Source organism: Candidatus Palauibacter sp. (genome assembly GCF_965261555.1).
Lineage (GTDB): Bacteria > Gemmatimonadota > Gemmatimonadetes > Palauibacterales > Palauibacteraceae > Palauibacter.
In genome coordinates this window covers 2939828-2956433 of sequence record NZ_OZ253465.1, presented here as the reverse complement: position 1 = coordinate 2956433, position 16606 = coordinate 2939828, and the positions used below count along the sequence as shown (strand labels likewise).

Annotated in this window: 17 protein-coding genes; 15 read left to right on the top strand and 2 right to left on the bottom strand. The window is 69.2% G+C overall.

The window, feature by feature from the left end; all coding sequences use genetic code 11:
• From ACQY5G_RS12845 to hemC, 4 genes are read left to right on the top strand one after another with little or no spacing between them, the layout of a single operon-like run.
• On the top strand, nucleotides 1–312 hold the full coding sequence (locus tag ACQY5G_RS12845) for a hypothetical protein (RefSeq protein ID WP_428274565.1): 312 nt from the start codon (nucleotides 1–3) through the stop codon (nucleotides 310–312).
• The gene (locus ACQY5G_RS12840) at nucleotides 302–2029 is read left to right on the top strand and encodes a Na(+)/H(+) antiporter subunit D (RefSeq protein ID WP_428274563.1); all 1728 of its coding nucleotides are present in this window, start codon (nucleotides 302–304) and stop codon (nucleotides 2027–2029) included. The genes ACQY5G_RS12845 and ACQY5G_RS12840 overlap by 11 nt, the downstream gene beginning before the upstream one ends.
• Nucleotides 2026–2469, top strand: a complete 444-nt coding sequence (locus ACQY5G_RS12835; protein WP_428274561.1) for a PaaI family thioesterase — start codon at nucleotides 2026–2028, stop codon at nucleotides 2467–2469. Before ACQY5G_RS12840 ends, ACQY5G_RS12835 begins: the two co-directional genes overlap by 4 nt.
• A 2-nt stretch (nucleotides 2470–2471) precedes the next feature.
• Nucleotides 2472–3428, top strand: coding sequence for a hydroxymethylbilane synthase (gene hemC, locus ACQY5G_RS12830; protein ID WP_428274559.1), 957 nt, complete (start codon nucleotides 2472–2474; stop codon nucleotides 3426–3428).
• Here the strand turns inward: hemC and ACQY5G_RS12825 are convergent.
• Together ACQY5G_RS12825 and ACQY5G_RS12820 are read right to left on the bottom strand one after the other, a co-directional pair.
• Nucleotides 3418–4053 (bottom strand): HmuY family protein, encoded by a 636-nt coding sequence (locus ACQY5G_RS12825; RefSeq protein WP_428274557.1) that lies wholly within the window; start codon nucleotides 4051–4053, stop codon nucleotides 3418–3420. The genes hemC and ACQY5G_RS12825 overlap by 11 nt on opposite strands.
• Nucleotides 4054–4090: 37 nt before the next feature.
• On the bottom strand, nucleotides 4091–4318 hold the full coding sequence (locus ACQY5G_RS12820; protein ID WP_420616733.1) for a hypothetical protein: 228 nt from the start codon (nucleotides 4316–4318) through the stop codon (nucleotides 4091–4093).
• 140 nt (nucleotides 4319–4458) lie between these two features.
• Here ACQY5G_RS12820 and ACQY5G_RS12815 point away from each other — a divergent pair, with 140 nt between their 5' ends.
• The 11 genes from ACQY5G_RS12815 to ACQY5G_RS12765 all read left to right on the top strand — a co-directional run bounded on the left by ACQY5G_RS12815 (nucleotide 4459) and on the right by ACQY5G_RS12765 (nucleotide 16565).
• Nucleotides 4459–5328, top strand: coding sequence for a P-loop NTPase (locus ACQY5G_RS12815; RefSeq protein ID WP_428274555.1), 870 nt, complete (start codon nucleotides 4459–4461; stop codon nucleotides 5326–5328).
• Entirely contained in the window at nucleotides 5325–5768 is a 444-nt protein-coding gene (locus tag ACQY5G_RS12810) for a PCP reductase family protein (RefSeq protein ID WP_428274553.1), read from the top strand. The genes ACQY5G_RS12815 and ACQY5G_RS12810 overlap by 4 nt, the downstream gene beginning before the upstream one ends.
• Nucleotides 5768–6019, top strand: coding sequence for a ferredoxin (locus tag ACQY5G_RS12805; protein WP_428274551.1), 252 nt, complete (start codon nucleotides 5768–5770; stop codon nucleotides 6017–6019). Before ACQY5G_RS12810 ends, ACQY5G_RS12805 begins: the two co-directional genes overlap by 1 nt.
• Nucleotides 6016–6966 carry an ATP-binding cassette domain-containing protein gene (locus ACQY5G_RS12800; RefSeq protein ID WP_428274549.1) on the top strand — a complete coding sequence of 317 codons (951 nt, stop codon included), beginning with the start codon at nucleotides 6016–6018 and terminating at the stop codon, nucleotides 6964–6966. The genes ACQY5G_RS12805 and ACQY5G_RS12800 overlap by 4 nt, the downstream gene beginning before the upstream one ends.
• Nucleotides 6963–7667, top strand: a complete 705-nt coding sequence (locus ACQY5G_RS12795) for an ABC transporter permease (RefSeq protein ID WP_428274547.1) — start codon at nucleotides 6963–6965, stop codon at nucleotides 7665–7667. Before ACQY5G_RS12800 ends, ACQY5G_RS12795 begins: the two co-directional genes overlap by 4 nt.
• A 215-nt stretch (nucleotides 7668–7882) precedes the next feature.
• The gene (locus tag ACQY5G_RS12790) at nucleotides 7883–10114 is read left to right on the top strand and encodes a universal stress protein (RefSeq protein ID WP_428274545.1); all 2232 of its coding nucleotides are present in this window, start codon (nucleotides 7883–7885) and stop codon (nucleotides 10112–10114) included.
• A 47-nt stretch (nucleotides 10115–10161) separates the two neighbouring features.
• Nucleotides 10162–11523 carry a radical SAM protein gene (locus tag ACQY5G_RS12785; protein ID WP_428274543.1) on the top strand — a complete coding sequence of 454 codons (1362 nt, stop codon included), beginning with the start codon at nucleotides 10162–10164 and terminating at the stop codon, nucleotides 11521–11523.
• Nucleotides 11520–13337 (top strand): cytochrome ubiquinol oxidase subunit I, encoded by a 1818-nt coding sequence (locus ACQY5G_RS12780; protein WP_428274541.1) that lies wholly within the window; start codon nucleotides 11520–11522, stop codon nucleotides 13335–13337. The genes ACQY5G_RS12785 and ACQY5G_RS12780 overlap by 4 nt, the downstream gene beginning before the upstream one ends.
• A 38-nt stretch (nucleotides 13338–13375) precedes the next feature.
• Nucleotides 13376–14212 carry a hypothetical protein gene (locus ACQY5G_RS12775; protein ID WP_428274539.1) on the top strand — a complete coding sequence of 279 codons (837 nt, stop codon included), beginning with the start codon at nucleotides 13376–13378 and terminating at the stop codon, nucleotides 14210–14212.
• A complete protein-coding gene (locus ACQY5G_RS12770) occupies nucleotides 14209–15006 on the top strand; it encodes a c-type cytochrome (protein ID WP_428274537.1) in 798 nt (265 codons plus the stop codon). Before ACQY5G_RS12775 ends, ACQY5G_RS12770 begins: the two co-directional genes overlap by 4 nt.
• The gene (locus ACQY5G_RS12765) at nucleotides 15003–16565 is read left to right on the top strand and encodes a c-type cytochrome (protein WP_428274535.1); all 1563 of its coding nucleotides are present in this window, start codon (nucleotides 15003–15005) and stop codon (nucleotides 16563–16565) included. Before ACQY5G_RS12770 ends, ACQY5G_RS12765 begins: the two co-directional genes overlap by 4 nt.
• The last annotated feature ends 41 nt before the right edge of the window (nucleotides 16566–16606 follow it).

Below are 16606 nucleotides of genomic sequence, written 5' to 3'. Positions count from 1 at the left end.
ATGGCCTCTGACAAGCGCGACATGAGCGGGCAGGTGAAGGACCGGGGCAGGCACTACTTCGACGACCCGAAGCGCTGGAAGCGCCTGATCGCGATCCTCATCGTCGTTTGCGCCGTCGTCTTCGCGCTCGACGTCGCGAACCCGATCATCTACAGAATGACAGGCTTCGAGTTGCGCCACCCGGAGCGCAGCTGGGAGGGTTTCCCCGAGTTCTACGCCGTTTACGGGTTCCTCGCCTACACGGCGATCGTCTACACGGCGAAGCTGCTCCGGAAGGGCGTGATGCGGGACGAGGACTACTATGATCGGTAGCCTTCCTCCCGCAGCGGTGATGATCCTCGGGGCGCTCTTCGTGCCCCTGCTCCGGGGTCGTGCGCGCACGGGCTGGGTCCTTCTCCTGCCCGTCGGAAGCCTCGCCGCGCTTCTCGCGCTGGGGGAGGGGGAATTCGGGCAGGTCTCGATCTTCTCCTACGAACTGACCCTCGTCCGGATCGACGGGCTGAGCCGGATCTTCGGGTGGCTCTTCCACATCGCCGCCTTCATCGGGCTCATCTTCGCCCGGCGCGGCGGAAGCGCGCTCGAGGACGCCTCGGCGCTCGTCTACGCGGGCGCCGCGGTGGGAGCGGTCGGGGCCGGCGACCTGATCACCCTCTTCGTCTTCTGGGAACTCCTGGCGCTGAGTTCCGTCTTCCTCGTCTGGGCGCGCGGCACGGAACGGTCGTACCGGGCGGGCATCCGCTACCTCATCATCCAGGTCGGGTCGGGGGTCATCCTGCTCGCCGGGATCATCGCCCACGCGCGCGCCACGGGGTCGGTCGCCTTCGACCACATGGGGACGGAGACGCTGGGCGGGAAGCTGATCCTGCTCGGAATCGGGATCAAGGCAGCCTTCCCGCTGCTCCACAACTGGCTCACGGACGCCTACCCGGAGGCCACCTACAGCGGGGCCGTCTTCCTCAGCGCCTTCACGACGAAGGTCGCCGTCTACACCCTGGCGCGGGGATACCAGGGCGAGGATCTGCTGATCTGGGTCGGCGTCGTGATGACGATGTTCCCGATCTTCTACGCCGTGATCGAGAACGATCTGCGCCGGGTGCTGGGCTACAGCATGATCAACCAGATCGGCTTCATGGTGTGCGGCGTCGGGATCGGCACCGAAATGGCCGTGAACGGGGCGGTCGCGCACGCCTTCAACGACGTGCTCTTCAAGGGGCTCCTCTTCATGTCGACGGGCGCGCTCCTCTACCGCGCCGGGACGACGAAGTGCAGCGAGCTTGGCGGACTCTACAAGAGCATGCCGAAGACGGCGGGCCTGTGCATCGTCGGCGCCGCTTCCATCTCCGCCTTCCCGCTCTTCAGCGGATTCGTGAGCAAGTCGATGGTGATGGCGGCCGCGCTGGAGCAGAACCTCGACGTCGTGTGGCTCTTCCTCCTCTTCGCTTCCGCCGGCGTGCTCCATCACGCGGGAATCAAGATCCCGTTCTACGGTTTCTTCGGCCCCGATTCCGGGATCCGCACGAAGGAGGCGCCCACGAGCATGCTCATCGCGATGGGGATGGCGGCCTTCCTGTGCATTCTCAACGGGTCGTGGCCAACCCTGTTCCTGTATCCGAACCTGCCGTACGAGGTGACGTACGTGCCGTTCACTTCCGCGCACGTGATCAGCCAGCTGCAGCTCCTCTTCTTCGCCGTGCTGGCCTTCGTGTGGCTCAGGCTGTCGGACCGCGAGCCGCACGAGCTGCCCTCGACGAACCTCGATGCGGACTGGTTCTATCGCCGCTTCGGCAAGGGCCTGGCGCTCGCGGCCGGGGGCGTTGCGTCGCGGCTGCGCGATGCCGTCGCGGCGCGCTCCGTGGCCGCGGCCGACAGCGCGATCGGATCGGCACGGCGCTACATGGGGCCGACCGGCGTGCTGGGGCGCACCTGGCCCACCGGCACCAACGTCATCTGGGTCGCCATCCTGCTCCTGGTGTTCCTGCTCCTCTACTACGCGAGCACGCCTGTCACGAGCGTCCCGCCACCGCCATGACGACGTCCGGCGCGGCGCGGACCGACGGGGTTCGGGATTCGAGCGCCTGGGCCCTGATCGAGTCCATCCTCGCCGGCCAGGAGGCGATCGTTGCACTCGGCGTCACGCTCGAGGAGCTGGGTGAGGACACCGCGGTCCTCAGGATGCCCAAACAACTCGAGCTGACGCGCGGCGACGGCACCAGATATCACGGCGGTCCGGTCGCGTCGCTGATCGACATCGCCGGGGACATGGTCGTCGCGGTGCGAGCCGGAGGCGGCGTCCCGACCATCTCGCTGCGGGTCGACTATCTGCGCCCCTGCACCGGGCCTTATCTGCTGGCCACAGCCCGCCTGCGGCGTTACGGCCGTACGATCTCGGTGTCCGACGTCGACGTGCACGACGACCAGGGGCGCCTCTGCGCGGTGGGACGCGGGACCTACTCGTCGCTCGTGGGCTGAAGGTGCCGCTCGTGGTCGGGGCGCGCCGGTCGCCGCTCTCCCGGGCGCAGGCGACCTGGGTGGGAGAACGACTGCGCGAACGCTGGCCGGAGCTGGTCATCGAATACCGATTCATCACCACCGCCGGGGACCGGGATCCCGGGACGCCGCTGCCGGAGATCGGGGGGAAGGGGCTGTTCACGGAAGACCTCGAACGCGCGCTCCGCGAGCGGGAGATCGACGTCGCCGTGCACTCCCTGAAGGATCTGCCGTCGGACCTCCCCGATGGATTGATGCTGGGCGCGGTTCCGTCCCGCGAAGATCCGCGCGATGTGCTTGTCGTCCGCGATTCGCTGGATTCCGCCGCGGCGGATGACGGCCGGGGCGATATCCTCCGGCGCCTCCCCGCCGGGGCGCGCGTCGGCACGTCGTCGCTACGCCGCGCCGCGCAACTGCGCGCTTCCCGGGCCGACCTCGATCCGCGGCCGATCCGCGGGAACGTCGGCACGCGGCTCCGCAAGCTGGAAGACGGCCCCTTCGAGGCGGTGGTCCTGGCGGCAGCCGGGCTCCGGCGCCTGGGCCTGTGGCCGGGCGGCGCACACCTCCTGGACGACGGCTGGCTGCCCGCCCCCGGACAGGGTGCGCTCGGGCTCCAGTGTCGGGCCGGCGAGGATGGCATGGCTGCCCGCGTGCAGGCGCTCGACGATCCGACTGCGCGCGTGGAGGTGACGGCCGAACGTGCGCTCCTGGCGGCGCTCGAGGGGGGGTGCCGGGTCCCCATCGCGGCCCGTGCGTTTCCGTGCGGGGAGGACCTGTGCCTCCGCGCGGCGGTCTACGACGTGGACGGCGGTCCGCCGGTCGAAGCCGCCGAGACCGGGCCTCGCTCGTCGGCCCTCGCCATCGGCCGGCGTCTGGCGGAACGCATGCTGGAGGCGGGAGCGTCCCGCCTCGTGGAGCGGGCGCGGCGACTCAGCCGGTGAGGCGGCGCGAACCGTCGGCCTGGTATCCGTACACGAGGGTCATGCACCCCGGCGTCGCCTGCGGACAGTAGTAGCTCAGGATCCTCAGCTTGGCGTAGCGCCCCTCCGCGGTCCGGATCACGTACGTCTCGTCCTTCGGCTCGAGGAGGTGGGAGAAGAACCCGTACCGATACCAGCGCTCGAGCCCGGGCGTTGCCGGGCCGTTCTCCAGCGCGCGCTCCGTCGTTGCATACCCGGACGCCGGGGCCTCCGTCACCGCCTCCCACGGCGCGCCGATGGCGATGGCGCCGCCGGCTCCGGGATATCCGGTTCCGCCGTTCACGACGACGTGGTAGCGGTTGAGCGCCAGATCCCAGCCCGCGAGCGGCCCATCGACCGCGCTCCTCTTGTCGAAATCGAAGTGGACCCACTGCGAGCCGTCCCGCGCATCGATCGTCACCGTATCCACCACGAACCCATCCACCGGAGGCTGCGGGGCGATGGGCGTGGGGATGAACGTCAGCGGATCGGGTCTCACGAACGAGCCGGCCACGACGACGGCGATGACGAAGAGGAACGCGGCCCCCGCGACGTACAAGACGACCGGCCGGCCTCCGCCCACCCGTTCCTCGCTCCCGTCGCGCACGCCGTCTACCGAAGCGCCACCCTGCCGAACCTGCGCCTCACCGCTCCCGGCGCCACGGAGAGTCGCGCCACGTTCCGCTCAGGAACCTGGTCAGGTTGGCGAGATAGTAGGCCAGGCCGGCCGCCGCGAGGGCGAAAGCGACGCCGATGAGCAGCGCCCCGACGCTGCCGGCGCTCGCGAAGATCCGGAACTCCCACGCGGCGAAGACGGCGCAGAACACGATGGCCGTGGCGATGAGGAAGCGGTGAAAGCCAATGATCGACATGAGACGTTCCGTTCACGGTGGACGGCGCTGGGACCGCCACACATCGTACGATGGCGAGGCGAACCTCGAAACGTCGTCCCGGTGAGGCCGTCGGTGACGCTGTTGACCCTTGACAGGCCCGGTGGGAGCTTCCACCCCCGATGAACTCCGGAATCCGCACCTATCACGAAGTCGACGAACTGCACTCGGATCTGCCCGATCAGATCGCGGCGCAGGACGAACGCGTGTCCGCCCGACTGGCGTTGGTGGCACGGGTCGTCGCCGTGATGAGCGGCAAGGGCGGGGTGGGGAAGAGCCTCATCTCCGCCCTTCTCGCGACGGCGATGGCCCGCCGGGGGCGTCGCGTGGGCCTGATCGACGCGGATCTGAACGGTCCCAGCGTTCCCCGCCTTCTGGGCATCGAACCGGGGGCGCTTGTGGAGGGACGGGACGGACTCGAGCCGCCGACCTCGCCGGCCGGCGTGCGCGTCATGTCGATGGGGCTCCTCCTGGAGCCGGAGCGGGCCCTGGCCTGGCGCGAACCCGCCGACGCCGGCTTCGTCTGGCGCGGCGCCCAGGAGCGTGGAGCGCTGCGGGAGTTCCTCGCGGATGTCGCGTGGGGGGAACTGGACGTCCTCCTTGTCGACCTCCCGCCGGGTACCCAGCGTCTCGCCGAGCTGCACGTCCTCGTCCCCCAACTGACGGGCGTCCTCACGGTCACGATCCCGACCGCGGCTTCGCGCGACTCCGTGACCCGCTCGCTGGACATGGCGCGGACACGCGGCCTGCGCCTGCTCGGCGTGATCGAGAACATGTCGGGAGTCCTCTGCGACGCCTGCGGAACCCTCGTCCCGCTGCATGCCGGCGACGCGGGCGAAGATCTTGCGGAAGGCTTCGACGTCCCGCTTCTCGCCCGACTCCCCTTCGACCCCGAGTTGGGGGCCGCCGCCGACGGAGGCCGCCTCGATCCGTGGGTGGCGGGGACCGGACCCGCGGCGGAGGCGCTCGGGCGCCTGGCGGAAGAGCTGTGAAGTTCCTCTGCCTCGAATGCGACCGGCAGATGGCGTTCGACGAACGCGCCGTCCCGGGCGACGGTACGATGGCCGCCGTATTCAAGTGTCCGGACTGTGGACGGAAGACGGCGATGCTGGCCAACCCCATGGAGACGCAACTCGTCAGCTCCCTCGGCGTGAAGGTGGGCGGCCGCACGGTGCCCGACGCGAACTTCGAGGGCATTCGCAGCGGGGTGGCCACAGGCAGGGACGAAGCCTTCGAGTCGCCCGCCGCGGCGAGTCCGGGGGCCGTACGATGGAGTGTGGAGGCGGTGGAGCGGCTCGGTCACGTCCCCTCCTTCGTCCGGGGGATGGTGAAGAAGATCTACACCGACTACGCCAGGGAGCGGGGAATCGAGGAGATGACCCCCGCCGTCATGGACCGCGCGCGCACGGATCTCGGACTGGAGGGGATGTGATGGAAGGCGCCCCGGACCCGCTGGTCGAACGGGAAGTTCACGGCGTCCGGGCCGTGGTGGACCGCGACCTGTGCGTCGGGTTCGGCGACTGCATCGAGGAAGCGCCGGAGGCGTTCGACCTCGACGAGGACGGCGTGGCCGTGTTCACGACCCCGGAACATGCGTCGAGAAAGCGTTTCCTGGAGGCGTGCGCGTCCTGCCCGGTCGATGCGATCACCGTCTGGGAGGACGGGATCGAGATCGTCCCTTGACCCGCCCCGCCGTTCCGCCGCTCGTCGCGGCGCGGGGCCTCAGCTACACCTACCCCGATGGGAGTGCCGCCCTTCAGGAACTTTCGCTGGAGGTCCGGGACGGAGAACGATTCGGACTCCTCGGCCCGAATGGGTGCGGCAAATCCACCTTTCTCCGACTCCTCGCGGGCGACCCGGTCCCGCGCCTCCGGCGAGATGCCTCGGTGGACGGCGCCCGTCAGCGGTGGCTCGCCCCGGATCAGCCGGCCCTGCGGTGCTGGCTCAGCGGGCGCGAGAACACGGCCACCCTGCTCGAACTTCACGGCGCGCGGCCTCGGGAGGCCCGGGCCGCGGCCGACGCCTGGATCGAGCGCTTCGGCCTTTCGGGCGACGCGAACCGTCCGGCCGGTACCTATTCGAGCGGGATGCGCCGACGCCTCGCCCTCGCGGCCGCCTTCGGCGCGCGACCCCGGCTGCTTCTCCTGGACGAACCGCTGGCCGGCCTCGACCCCGGAGGCCGCGCGGCGTTCGCCGCGGCGCTCGCCGACCACCGGGCCGACGGCGGCACCGCCGTGCTCTCCGTCCATGACCCCGGCTTCGCCGCGGCGCATTGCGACCGCGTGGCCTTCATCGTCGACGGGCGTTGCGAGGTGGCGGACACTCCGTCCCGGCTCCTCGAACGGATCGGGGTCCGCCCGCGGGTCGAGATCCGCTTCGCGGCGGGAGGACGTCCCGACCGCGATGCCCTCGGGTCCGCTCCGGCGGGCGTACGTCCGGCTTCTTGGGGCGAAGGCAGCCTGCTCCTCGAGGTCGGGGACCCGGGCCGCGCCCTCCCGGAGACGCTCGCGTGGGTGCTGCGCGCCGGAGCCTCCGTCGCCTCCGTGGACGTGCGGGAGCCCGGCCTCGCGGACGCCTTCGTGATCCTGACGGGACGGGATCTCGACGAGACGGCGGAGCAGACCGCGTGACCATCTGGCGTCTGGCGTGGCGTTCGGCTCTCAGTCGGCGCCGGCTCTTCGCCTGGAACGTGGCCGTGCCGCTCCTCCTTCTCGCGCCGGTCGCGTTGAGCGAAGCGGCGGCGCCGCACCGTGTCGCCGTGTTCGGCGTGTTCATCGTCTTCTTCGGAGCGTTCGGCTCGGCGATCCCGGCTGTGCGCGATGCACGGGACGGCTGGCTCGATGAGATCCTGCGCGCGGGGTATCCGGCTCTCCGCTGGCTGCTGGAGAGGACTCTGGCCGGGACCGCGATCGACACGGTGCAACTCGTTCCGACCCTGTTCGTCCTCCTGTGGTCGGCCGGCGGCCTGCGGGCGGCCCCCGTCGTTCTCCTCGCGACCGTCGCGACGCTCTGGTTCGCCAATCTCCTCGGCCCCCTCGTGGCCGCCGCCGTTCGATCCCTCGCCGAGGCGGCGCTCGCTTCCGCGGCGCTGTCCCTCCTTCTGCTGCACTTCGCCGGTTTCTTCCGGACGCCCGGGCCCGGCTGGACATCGTTCGTCGCCGACTGGAATCCCTACACCCCGCTTCGGGCCGCCCTGGGGGCCGCCGTCGGGTCGATGTCCATGGACGAATCGGCCTGGCTCCGCGGCCTTCTCGTCGCGGCCGGCTTCACCTTCGGCGCCGCGATTTTCGCCTCGGATTGGAGCCGCCGCCTCCGCTGGCCCAACACCTAGTGTCCGCGTTTGACTTTCCACTTGGTCAACCGCAACTTCTTGGCCCATAAGCGGGGGGTCCGGACCTCCGGGGGTCCCCAAAGCCTTGAACCAGCATCGCAGAATTCCTTGTCCGTGGCCGATCTTCGCGGACTGCGTATATCCGGGCTTCGCACCCGGGCGAGGCTGGCGCGAGAAGCGTGAACCGGCCGCAGTACGCCGTCCATCGGAGCGCCATGTATCGAGAGGTATTTGTCCCGGTCGATAACTCGCGCGAGTCGGACTGGGCCGTAGACCGCGCCATCGAACTCTGCGCTCGCTTCGGGGGCCGCATCACCGGCTCTCACGTCTACGCCGCGCGCCTCCACGACATCCGGTTCCGCCAGCTCGAAATCGGGCTGCCGGCCCAGTTCCAGGAACCGGCGGAGATCCGCAGGCAGCGCAAGATCCACGACAAGCTGATCGAGAAGGGGCTGCAGCTCATCTCCGACAGCTTCCTCGACCAGCTCCACCGCCGCTGTAGCGAAGCCGGCGTGACCATCACGCGGCAGCTCCTCGAGGGCATTAACTACGAGGAGATCATCAACGAGGCGAACCGCGGCGGCGGGCGCCTCCCGAGCCTCATCGGCTTCGATCCCAACATCGCCCACAACTACGACGGCAGCGAGAAGCAGCGCACGGACGTCAAGCTGGGCGAGAACGGCCGCCTGCTGGCCGAGGACGAAGAACAGGAGGACAAGCTCGCTGGCACATCCGGCCGCGAGTACGACCTCGTCGCGATCGGCGCTCACGGCCTGGGACGGCAGGAGCGGAGCCGACTCGGCGGCGTCGTCGCACGCTCTCTTCGCGGGATCGAGAAGGACGCGCTCATCATCCGCGACGACCGGCCGCTCGAAGGCGGCAAGTGGCTCGTCGGTGTGGACGGGTCGGCCTACGCGTACAAGGGGCTGCGGATCGCGCTCGAGATGGCCCGCGAGTACGGCGCCAAGGTCTACATCGCGAGCGCCTTCGACGTGCAGTACCACCACGTCGTCTTCCACAACATCAAGGACGTGCTCTCCGTCCAGGCCTCGAAGGTGTTCAAGTTCGAGGAACAGGAAGAACTCCACAACAACATCATCGACAAGGGCCTCCTCCGCCTCTGCAAGGCGAACATCAAGCGGGCCGAGGTGATGGCGAGCGAGTATCCCGAAGTCGAAATCGAGACCCAGGTCCTCATCGGGAAGCCCTTCGACGCGCTCCTCAAGTGGGCCGAAGAGATCGATCCGTCCCTCATCGTCGTGGCTCGCCACGGCTCGCACCGGATCGAGGGCACGGATCTGGGGTCGCAGGCCGACAATCTCGTCCACCTCTCCGACGCGAACGTGCTCCTCATCGGGACCGAGCAGGTGCGCCCGGAGGAGATTCCCTGGATCGAGGAGGACGGGGAGGCCGGGCTCGAGTGGGCGCCCGAGGCGGAGGTGAGGATCCTGCGCGTGCCGCCGTTCGCCCTCGGGATCGCGCGCAAGGCCGTCGAGGAGTTCGTCCTCGAACACTATGGACCGGGGAGCCGTTACGCGGCCGCCTTCGTCCCGAACCCGAAGGACGAGAAGAAGTACCAGGCGGCCGAGACCGCGACAAACGGCACGGCGCAAGTGGCGCGCGAAGCCCTCGAGGCCGGCGCCGCACCTTCGATCGCCGAGGTCGGACAGGCCGCCAACGGCCGCGCGAACGGCGAGAAGGAGGAACTCTGGAACCGGGACCAGTTGCCCGTCGTGACCAACGAGCGCCTCGACGAGGCGATCAAGAAGCTCCTCCCGACTCACATGCAGCTCGTGATGGGGATCGGCGATGCGGAGGAACTCGCCCTCGCGGAGGTGAAGGCGGATGAGGCGATGAAGCGCACCGTCGTGGAGACGAGCGACGCCGACGCCTTCGAGTCCCCGCTCCCCGTGATGGCAAAGTGTCCGGTCACGGACAACCAGATCCCCCGCGACCGCACGGCCGCCGACCCGATCGTCTGGACGCACGAGGCCTTCGAACGCCTGGGGCGCGTGCCGCTGATCGCGCGTCCCCTCGCCCGGAATACGGTGGAGCGCTTCGCCCGCGACCAGGGCATGTGGCGCGTGACCACGGTCGTGATGGACGAGAACAAGGACGCGATGATCGCGGCCGACGAGTTCGACCTCGACACGATGCTCGTGATGTTCAACGAGTTGAAGGCGAAGCAGGCGCGGGCCGAGGCCGCCGGCGTCGACGGGATGAGCGAGGAGATGAAGCGCTTCATCGAGGAGGCGAAGGCCTCCGGGGTGACGCGCTGTCCCATCCGCGACATCGAGCAGCAGGCGGAGGACTGTCCCGTCGACTTCAAGATGGTCTCGCCCGACGATGCCCGCGCGGCCGTCGAGAAGTTCGCCCGCACGGAACTCGGAGAGGAGTCGGGAGCGGACGCCCGTCCCGCTTCGGAGCAGGGGTCGCACTCGAAGTGACCGGTGCTCCGCTGGCCGCGGAAGCTGTCGCGCACCGGAGCCCGGCCGTGCCCGGTTCGCTCTGGGACGGCGCCCCCGCCGCCGCGTCGCCGCGCACCGAACCCGATGTCGCCATCCCGCACGTTGTCGCCTGGAACCTGACGCGCCGCTGCAATCTCGCCTGCTCCCACTGCTATATCTCCGCCGGATCGTGGCACGGGTCCGACGACGAACTCGATACCGCAGCATGCTTCCGCGTCGTCGATCAGGTCCTCGAAGTGAGTCCATCGCCCCTCCTCATCCTCAGCGGGGGGGAGCCGCTCGTGCGCTCCGATCTCGAGGAGATCGCGGCCTACGCCTCCGAACGCGGCGCCACCGTGACGGTGGGCACGAACGGAACCGGGCTCACCGATGAACGCATCGCCTCGCTCAAGGCGGCCGGCGTGCAGGGCGTCGCCCTGAGCGTCGACTCCCTCGACCCGCGCTATCACGACCGCTTCCGGCACGGCGAGGGTGCGCTCGAAGACACGCTCGGCGCGGTGGACCGGCTGGCGGAGCACCGCCTCGACTTCCTCATCCAGTTCACGGTCACGCGCGGGAACCGGGGCGAACTCGACGCCGTCGCCGCATGGGCGGATTCGAAGGGCGCCGTCTGCCTCAACGTCTATTTCCTCGTCGAGACGGGCAGGGGAGAGGGCATGCGCGGCCTCGCTCCCGCGGAGAACGACGAGATCGTGGCCCGGCTCGCCGAACTCCAGCGAGACTACCGCGGGCGGCTCATGATCCGCTCCAAGTGCCAGCCGCAACTCATGCGGCATGTGTACGAACGGGATCCGGACTCTCCGCTCCTGAACTACCGGACGCGTTGCCCCTGCGGCGTCCAGTACTGCCGCATCACGCCCGAGGGCAAGGTGACGCCGTGCCCGTACATGCCGGAGGTGGCCGGCGACCTCTCCGAGGCGTCCTTCGGCGAGATCTGGCGGGAGGCGACCGTCTTCCGCCTGCTGCGCGACGGCGAACCGGGCGGAAAGTGCGGGCGCTGCGAGTACCGCGCGCTCTGCGGCGGCTGCCGCGCCCGCGCGTACGCGGAGGACGGCGACCTGCTCGGTCCCGATCCTTCGTGCGCGTACGAGCCGGCGCCCGGCATCGCCGACGCGATCGAGCCGAGCCGGCCGGTCACGTACGGATCGGCGGCCGAGCAGAAGCTTCGGTGGAGCGCGGAGGCCGAGGCGCGGCTCGGCGCCATCCCCAGCTTCGTGCGCGGCGTGGTGGCGGAGCGGGTGGAGAAGTTCGCGCGCGACCGCGGGCACGCCGAAGTGACGCTCGACGTGATGACCGAGGTCCGCCGCGCCATGCCGGTGGACTTTTCGAAACGGATGCCCTTCTTCGCCCGGAGTCGGCGGAGCGCGGGACGGGGGGAACAGCGATGAAGCGTTGGATGACCCGGGGTGTCGTGACCCGCGGCGCACTGCTCGCCGCCCTCGCACTGGCGGTCGCCATCCCGCTCCTCGCGCAGGCGCCGGGGCCCGACTACGGGGAGTTCAACTTCCTTGGACTCGACCGGCGCGGAGCGGTCTGGATCGCGGCCCAGCTCCACCTGCTGTTCGCGGCCTTCGTGCTCGGCGTGCCCATGTTCGCCGTCGTCATCGAGGCGATCGGGATGTTCGGAGGGGACGAGAAGTACGACAAGCTCGCGAAGGAATTCACCCGCCTTCTGCTCGTGGCCTACAGCGCGACCGCGATCTGGGGCGCGATCCTCGTCTTCTTCCTCTCGACGCTCTACCCGCGCTTCTGGGCGTACCTCACGGCGATCTTCGCTCCGTCGATGTGGGTGTACGCGGGCCTCTTCTTCCTCGAATCGTTCACGCTCTACCTCTACTACTACGGGTGGGACGCGTGGAAGAAGGGCGCCGCGAAGAAGGTGCACTGGTGCCTGGGGATCATGCTCAACATCTGGGGCACGATCGTCATGTTCATCGCGAACGGGTGGCTCACCTACATGATGAGCCCTCCGGAGGGACTCACGGCGGACACGGCGCCCCAGACCGTCCAGCTGTGGAGCGCGATCAACAACGCGACCTGGATGCCCATCAACATCCACCGGCTGCTCGCGAACGTCGTCTTCGGCGGCGCGATCGTCGGCGCCTACGCGGCGTACCGCTTCCTCACGAGCAGGACCGACGAGGAACGCGCGCACTACGACTGGATGGGCTACACCGGCAACCTCATTGCGATCGGCGCGCTCATCGTCCTCCCCTTCGCCGGGTACTGGCTCGGACGCGAGATCTACGAGTTCAGCCAGCAGATGGGCATCACGATGATGGGCGGCTTCATGAGCTGGCTCTGGATCATCCAGGCCTTCCTCATCGGCATCCTCTTCCTCGCGGGCAACTACTACCTGTGGATCGGGATGGGACGGATCCCGGGGGCGGAACGGTTCCAGCCCTACATCAAGTGGATGCTGCTCGTGCTGGTGCTGGGGGTCATCGTGTGGGCCACGCCGAACACGATGATCGCCGACCGGGACGAGATCGCGGCGATGGGAGGGATCCGGCACCCGTTCCTGCAGGTGCTCGGCGTGATGAGCGCGAAGAACACGGCCGTCAACCTGATGATCCTGACGACGTTCCTCTCCTTCCTCATGTACCGGAGGGCGAACAAGGATCCCGTGGTGCCGTGGGCGCGCGCGGGGACGATGCTGCAGGGGGCGGCCTTCGCGCTGTGCGCCGTCGTCGTCGTGTTCTACGGCGTGTACGGCTATTTCGTCACCGCGATCGTGCGGATCGGTTTCTCCGTCTACCAGGTGCTCGCGGTCCTGGCGACGATCCTCTTCGTCATCGGGATCGACATGGCAATGCTGCGGGGCGCCAGATCCCGGGGCGAGATCCGGTGGGGGCGGATGCCGGACCGGTCCCAGTACGCGCTCCTCATCCTGGCCGTGACGTTCACGTGGCTCATGGGGCTGATGGGCTTCGCCCGCAGCGGGATCCGGCAGCACTGGCATGTCTACGAGGTGATCCGGGACACGAGCGAGCAGGCGTTCACGCCGGCGCTCGGGCCGGCGGCGACGATCATCAGCATCTGCGTGCTCATCTTCTTCGGGCTCGTGGGGTTCATCTTCTGGCTCGGCGGACTGGCCGAACGTTCCGTCTACCAGGAGGCCGAGGCGGAAGCGAAGGGTACGGAGGGGCACGCGGCGCTCGGGGAGCCGATGCCGTCGCCGGCCCTGGGCGACGTGGATTGAGCGGGGTTTCGAAAGGGGATGACGCGAGGCGAGGATAGATGACGAACCTGAAAATCCTGTTCACGGTCGTGGCGACGCTGGCGGTGTTCACCTTCGTGGCGAACGTGATCCCGCAGGTGCAGTCGGCGGTCCCCAGGGAGATCGTGCTCAGCGCGGACATGCCGCCGGAGGAGCTGGCGGCGATCGGCGAGGAGATCTACGCGGGGGCGGGCGGCTGCACGGCGTGCCACGGCCTCGGCACGCGCGCCCCGGATCTCCTCGGGGTGGTGGGCAGCGTGTGCGCGACGCGCGTCGCCGGGCAGAGCTGCAAGGACTACCTGTGGGAGTCTCTGGTCAACCCGACGGCCTACATCGTGGAGGGCTTCGACCCCATCATGATCGATCAGAGCATCGTTTCGTCGCAGGCCGAACTGTGGACGCTCGTCGCCTTTCTGGAATCGCAGGGCGGCGAGATCACGGTGAACGCGGACGACTTCGCCGCGGCGCTGGCGGCCGACGACGCGGCCGCAGCCGCTCCGCCGCCTGTCGCCGTCACCGACCCGAGCCAGGTCGACCCGGTCGCGCTGATCACGGCGCAGGGCTGCCTAGCCTGCCACGCGCTCGGCGGGGAGGGCGCCATGATCGCCCCCCCCTTCGAGGACCTGCGGGGACAGGATCCCGCCTTCGTCCTCGAGGGGATCGTGGATCCCATGGCGACGATCAACGAGGAATACTCGACCTTCGCCGGGACGATGCCGACGATCTTCGGCGATCTCATGTCTCCGGTGGAACTCGATGTGCTCGTGGATTTCTTCGTGGGCGGCTCGGGAGCCGGCGCGGAGGCGCCCGGCGACGCGGCCGAAGTCCCGCCCGACAGCGCGGGAGGTAGCCGATGAAGCGTTACCTGTCCCATCCGTTCTGGCAGGGCGCGATCGTGGTCGTGGCGTCCTACGTCGCGTTCGAGTACGTGATCGGATACGTGCTCCCGGTGGTCGGCGTGGCGAGCGCACCGGTCCCGAGTTCCGTCATCCTCGAGTACATGCTCATCGTGCTCGTCGGCGTCCTCCTGTACATGAGCGCGGACGAGGAGCGATGGCAGCGCTTCCGCGAGCCGATCCGCGCGACGATGGTGCAGCCCGACCGGCGGACGCTGCGCGGCATCCTCATGGTCGCCTTCCCGGTCCTGATCGGCTGGCTCGCCTACGAGCGCGTGAAGCCGAGCTACGCCGCGCCCGCCACGCTGCGGGCCGTGCACCCGGCGCCGCCGAACCAGCTCACCTTCCGGGGCGAGACGATCGAACTGACGGGGCTCGAGAACCCGCTGCGCGAGGAAGGCGCCATGGAAGAGCACCTGGCGGTCGGGAAACGGATCTACGTGCGAAACTGCGTGCCCTGCCACGGCGACCTGCTCGACGGCCAGGGACATTACGCGCAGGCCTTCAACCCGGTACCCGCCGACTTCACGAGTTCGGGCAACCTGCCCCAGCTCACGGAGAGCTACGTGTTCTGGCGCATCGTCAAGGGCGGCCCCGGCCTTCCGCGCGAGGGGACGCCGTGGGACTCGGCGATGCCGGCCTGGGAGACGATCCTGGAACAGGACGAGATCTGGGCGACGATCCTCTATCTCTACGACCAGACGGGGTTCCCGCCGCGCACGTGGGAAGAGGAAGGGGAAGGGGGGCACGAATGAAGGCGCCGCGCGGAACGGGAATCGTGCTCCTCGCCCTCTTCGCGGCCACGCCGCCTGCGCTGGCGGGGCAGGAAGATGCGGCCGCCGCGGGCAAGGTCGTGTACGACCGCTGGTGCGCGGAGTGTCACGGCGAAACCGGGCAGGGGGATGGCTCGGCCGCCGCGTCGATGCTGCCGCGGCCGCGTGATTTCGCGCAGGCGCTCTACCAGATCCGGACGACCGGGAGCGGACAGCTCCCGACGGACGCCGACATCCGGTTCGCGATCGAGAACGGCCTCCCCGGCACGACGATGCCGGGCTGGCCCAATCTCACGGACCAGGAAATCGACGACGTCATCGTCTACCTGAAGAGCTTCTCGAGGTTCTTCGCCCAGGGTCCCGCCCCCGAGCCGCTGGACTTCGGGTCGGATCCCGGCGGCGGTCCCGCGGCGATCGAGGCGGGGGCGGCGGCGTATCTCACGATGCTGTGCGAAGAGTGCCACGGCCTGTCCGGGCGGGGCGACGGGACCTCGGCGCCGACGCTGGAGGACTGGCGGGGTCTCCCCATTCGTGCGGCCGACCTCACGGAGGCGTGGGTCTTCAACGGTGGCAGCAGCGTCGAGGACATGCACACCAGGATGTTGACGGGGCTGGACGGCACGCCGATGCCGTCGGCGATCGACGCCATGAACTCCGGCGTCGTCTCGCCCGATGAGGTCTGGCAACTCGCGCACTATCTCGCCTCGTTCGGGCCGCGCGAGATGCCGCCGCTGCGGGAGGTGGTCCGTGTGGGGCGTGCCGAGGGCGGGCTTCCGGCCGATGGCGGGGAAGAGGCCTGGGCGGGCGTCGAGGCCTTCCATTTCCCGCTGTCGGGCCAGGTCGTCCAGCTGCCGCGCAACTTCGCGCCCACCGTCGACGGCCTCTGGGTGCAGGGGCTTCACGACGGAAACGACATGGCGCTGCGCGTGCAGTGGAACGACCCGTCGAACAGTCCCGACCCGAACTGGGACGAGTGGCAGAACAAGATCACGGCCGCGCTCGACCTCGACGGCGCGGAGCCGATCGCCCTCGACAGCGCCGGCGCGCCGATCGTGCGGCCCCCGGACGCCGTGTTCCTCCAGTTCCCCTTCGAACTGCCCGAGGGCACCGACCGGCCCTATTTCCTGATGGGGGACGCCCGCGAGCCGGTCTACCTCTGGACGTGGGATTCGGAGACCGGCGTCGGCGCGGCACGCGGCCGGGGCCTGGACTCCGTCGAACCGCTCGCCGAGGATCCGGTGGCGGGAGAGGCGACGTGGGAGGAAGGACGCTGGACGCTCTATGTCCGCCGCCCGATCGAGGTCGAAAGCGACGGCCTCGACTTCGTGGAGGGCACTCCGACGCCCATCGCTTTCCAGGCGTGGGATGGGTCCAGCGCCGAGGTCGGAAAGCGGAGTTCCGTGAGCACGTGGTATTACATTCTCCTCGAACCTCCGGCATCCAGCACGGTCGTCGTGACGCCCTTGCTGGCCATGCTCTTGACTGGGGCCTTCGGTCTCGTTCTCGTGCGCCGGGCCCAGGATCGTCGGAGGGATCGATGAAGCAACGGGGAAGGGCTCTCAACAGCCAATTGCGCAACAGC